Raw genomic sequence first — 4,437 nt, 5'->3', positions numbered from 1 at the left:
GTTGCTCCAGGGCTCCTGGCGCGTGAATTCGAAACGGCATCGGCATGAATGGCGCGAGGCTGCCGGGCGGCTGCCATGCGAGCACAACGACCGAGAGGGGCGGGGAGCTGACATTCGCCAAACCACGTCGGCCAGCCCGGATTGCGCCAATTCCAGACTTTGCATGCTTGCCTGAAAGGGGTCCTCTCATCCACGCCGGCGCACGCCGCAGCCAAGGCACGCAGCCCCCGCCTTGCGGGTCAGAAACTGACCCTGAGCTGGGCCGACCCGCCGATGCGGCTGCCGGGGTCGGAGAGTTCCCCGTCGAGGTTCAGGCCGAGCGAGACGCGCTCGCTGAGCTTTGCCGCGACACCGGCGCTGACGAGCGCGCTGTTGCGGCCGATCTCGGCGCCGGTCACTGCGAAGCTCGCGCCCGGCAGCCCCGTCAGGCTCGCGGTCAGCCCGGCGTCGCGCTGGAAGTAGTGCGCCCAGGCGGCGCGGACATAGCCGGTGACGGGAACGCCCGCGAGCACGCTGTCGGCATCAAGCTGCAGGCCGAGTTCGCTGCGGCTGGTCACGTCGCTGCGCCTCGCCAGCGCGAGTGCGCCGGCACTGGCGCCGGACCAGTTCGCTTCGGTCACCGCCGGGCTGCGTGCGCGGGTCGCCTGCAGCGCCGCCAGCGGCGAGAGCGAAAGGCCGTTCCATTCGAGCAAGGCCGGGCTCGCCTGGAGGCGGCCGCTCCAGGCCGTGGTGTCATAGGAGGAGGCGAGGCTGGAGCCGAGCGCGGGAATGCTGCGCCGGACATCGTTGTCGAGCCTTGCATAGCTCACCGCTCCGCCGAGCTTCACCGGGCCGAGGCGGGTCACGCCGTAGAGGCCGGCCTGGAACACGTCGGCATCGATGTTGCCGAGCACGCCCGGCAGCGAGGCGCGCGCCATGCCACCGGATACCGCAATGCCGGCTACGGTGCCGGGCATCAGCCGGATGTCGAGACCTGTCGCCACATGTGCGCTGTCGATGGTGCGCTTGGCGGCGCCGACCGCGGCATTGCCGTCGGTTCCGCCATAGGAACCATAGGCGGAGCCCCAGACCGAGTAGAACGGGGCGTCGAGCCGAGCGGGACCGGCTGGCCGGTCGGCGCCCTTGCGCACGAGGCCGGAGAAGGCGGCGGCGCCCGGCCCGGCACTGCCGGCCTCCAGCCGCCCGGCCGCCATCGGGTCGAGCATCGTCCGCAGGAACTGGTCGGAGGCGATATGCGCCATCGCCGGCGCAGCGCTGTGGATCTCGCCCGACAGGCTGTTCACCGCGGCCGGGATCGACGCGGCCGGCAGGTTGTAGACGCCGAACAGCGAGGACGGATCGCCGCCATTGGCGAGCGCCTTGTCGATGGACTTCGCGATTGCATAGGCGTTGGCCGGCGCCGTCACGCCGATGATCCGCGGTCCGGCAGGCGGAGGCGTCGGCACTGGCGGGGTGGGGCCGGGCTCGGGCGGCGTCAGCGGCTTGGGGGCGAGGGTCAGCTGGACGTCGCCGGAGGTGTAGCCGACGGTAACGATCACGCCGTCGCCGAAGGGATTGGCGATGGTGTCGAAGCGCGTGCCGCCGAGCCCGCCCGTCGCGGAAAGAAGCGTATAGGGCGAGGAGAAGCGATAGGAGCCGCCCAGCCCGACGAGCTGCAATGTTCCGGCGAGCGAAGCCGTGCCCGCGACGTCGGCCCGGTCGGCGGTCGCGCCCTGGATTTCGGCGCGATAGGTCGAGCCGGCCGTGAAGCTCAGGTTGCCGCCGATGGCGATGGTCCCGACCGAATTGCCGGGGGACAGCGTGCCGCCATTGATCTGGGTGGTCGTCACCGTGCCGTTGCCGCCGAGCGTTCCGCCGGGGTTCACCGTCACCTGCGAGGAGGCGCTGAGCACGCCGTTGACGGACAGGGTGCCGGCATTCACCGTGGTGGCGCCCGAATAGCTGTGGCTGCCTGTCAGGACGAGTTCGCCCGTGCCTTCCTTGCGTAGGGTGCCGGAGCCGGAGATCGCGCCCGTTTGCGTCACCTGCCCGGCGCGGTTGAAGACAAGCGCGCCGCCGTTGTTGACTGCGCCGCTGCCGAGCGTGCCGGTCGCGCCGCCATCGCCGACCTGCAGGGTCCCGGCTGAAATGGTGGTTCCGCCGCCATAGGTGTTCGTGCCGGTCAGGATCGTGGTGCCCGTCCCGAGCTGCCGAAGCTCGCCGCCGCCGCTGATGGTGTTGGAGACGATCTGCATATTGTTGCGGTTGAAGGCCAGGATTCCGCCATTCGTCACCGCGCCGCTGCCGAGCGAGCCGGTCGCGCCGCCATTGCCGATCTGCAGCGTGGAGCCGATGGTGATGGTGGTTCCGCCGGTCCAGCCGTTCGCGCCGCCGGTCAGGGTCAGCGTGCCGCCGCCCGACTGGGTCACGCTGCCCGTGCCGTTGATGTTGCCGGCGAATGTGACGCTGTCCGAGCGGTTGAAGACCAGCGCGGCGTTGTTGAGGACATTGCTGGTGATCGAGCCGGTCGTGCCGCCATTGCCGATCTGCAGGGTCCCCACCGAAATGATGGTTCCGCCGGTCCAGCCGTTCGCGCCGGTCAGGGTCAGCGTGCCGCCCGACTGGATCACGAAGCCCGTGCCGTTGATGTTGCCGGCGAATGTGACGTTGTCCGAGCGGTTGAAGACCAGCTCGGCGTGGTTGACGACATTGCCGGTGATCGAGCCGGTCGTGCCGCCATTGCCGATCACCAGCATGGAGCCGTTGGTGATGATGGTTCCGCCGGTCCAGCCGTTCGCGCCGGTCAGGGTCAGCGTGCCGCCGCCCGAGTGGGTCACGCTGCCCGTGCCGTTGATGTTGCCGGCGAATGTGAAGATGTCCGAGCGGTTGAAGACCAGCGCGGCGTGGTTGACGACATTGCCGGTGATCGAGCCGGTCGCGCCGCCATTGCCGACCTGCAGGGTCCCCGCCAAAATGGTGGTTCCTCCGGAATAGGTGTTCGCGCCGGTGAGCGTCAGCGTGCCCGTGCCCTCCTTTACGACGGCCAGCGTGCCGGCGCCGCCGGCCGAATACATCCTGCCAGAAAAAGTGGTCGATTCGTTGAGCCCGCCGATGGTCAGCGTCTTGTCGCTCGCGGACTGGTTCGAGATGAGGCCGCCTCCGCTCAGGGCGCCCAGGGTTACGGCATCGGCCGTATCGAACAGGCCGATCTGCCCTCCGCCGCCGGTATCGAAGCGCGACAGACCGCCGACCGAATTGTCGCGAAACTGGATGTTGCCGCTGGTCAGGGCGTAGGTGACGTTGGAGCCGCTCGATGAATTTCCGTAGAAGAAAAATGCCCAGGAGCCGACGTTGATGGTCTGGGTATTGCTCGAACTGTTCGTGATGCTGCCAAATGTCTGAAGGCTGTCGCCGAGCGTGATGGCGTAAGCGGCTGCTCCGGCATCGTATCTTATCCCGGCAAGGGAGGTGTTCGCCGACGTCGATAGCGCGCCAGGGGCTGTGGTCCCGGCAAAGACTGCGATGTCGCTGTTGCCCGGCACGCCGGAATCCCAGTTACCCGGGGTGTTGAAATCCGTGCCAGGGCCATTCCAGGTCCGATCCGCTGCCAGCACCTGGCCCGGCTGGAGGAGCAGCGCGCCGGTGATGACGCCGGTTGCCAGTGCCTTTGCTGCAGGTCGGAGGCGGGGGGCGACGAGAGCGGTCGTGTGGCGCAGGCTGTGCTTCAGATGGGAAGGCATCGGTCCTCGGCAGGCATCGGCCGCCACCTGCGGACGGTGACGCAACGGTCACTGTGAGGCGAGGTGCGATTCGCGTACACCGGAAGGCCGTGCGAATTGATGTGGTGCCCTGGCTATTCGTCGCGCTGTTGCGCTTCGGCAACGGGCGTACTCCGCGGGCCTTCTGGTGGACATTTCGATCGCAGGCGGATCGCCTTGCACCAGCCTCGACCCTCAAGCGTCGCCGGCAGGCGCAGGATGCCCTGCAGGTTGCGGCGATAGGCGGTTTTGGGAATGATCTGGCCGAGCGGCGCGACGGGCACGGTGATGAGCGCGCTGCGCTGGACATCGTCCAGCAGCTTTTGCGCCTGGGCCTCAATGGTGCTGGCCAGCCATTGCGCCGTCAACGTCTCCATCTCCGGGCTGTCATGCCAGCCAAACCAGCCGGACGCGCCGGCCCCGGCGGATAGAGAGGTTCTCCGCCGGGTTGGTGACGGAGGAACCGGGCCAGTTCGTGTGAACAAATGCTCCAGCCGCCGCGCGCGCGGGTGCCGTTCTCAAACCGGAATGCCGGTCGGGCCTGACTGATCGCCTGTCCCTTGGGCTGCTGTCGCCGACGAGCTTCCGGCTCGAAGGTCAGGTCCGTTGCTCCAGGGCTCCTGGCGCGTGAATTCGAAACGGCATCGGCATGAATGGCGCGAGGCTGCCGGGCGGCTGCCATGCGAGCACAACGACCGAG

2 protein-coding genes are annotated in these 4,437 nt (G+C 68.3%); both read right to left on the bottom strand.

Features of this window, described 5'->3' with window-relative positions:
* Positions 1–239: 239 nt before the first annotated feature.
* A complete protein-coding gene (locus AB4099_RS35075; protein WP_441481491.1) occupies positions 240–3,719 on the bottom strand; it encodes an autotransporter-associated beta strand repeat-containing protein in 3,480 nt (1,159 codons plus the stop codon).
* Between the two features lie 113 nt (positions 3,720–3,832).
* Positions 3,833–4,114, bottom strand: a complete 282-nt coding sequence (locus AB4099_RS35070) for a hypothetical protein (protein ID WP_441481490.1) — start codon at positions 4,112–4,114, stop codon at positions 3,833–3,835.
* Between the last annotated feature and the right edge of the window lie 323 nt (positions 4,115–4,437).

The sequence above is a fragment of the Allobosea sp. 2KB_26 genome (genome assembly GCF_052115715.1).
In the GTDB taxonomy this organism is placed as follows: Bacteria; Pseudomonadota; Alphaproteobacteria; order Rhizobiales; family Beijerinckiaceae; genus Allobosea.
This window is presented reverse-complemented; position numbering and strand designations above follow the sequence as displayed.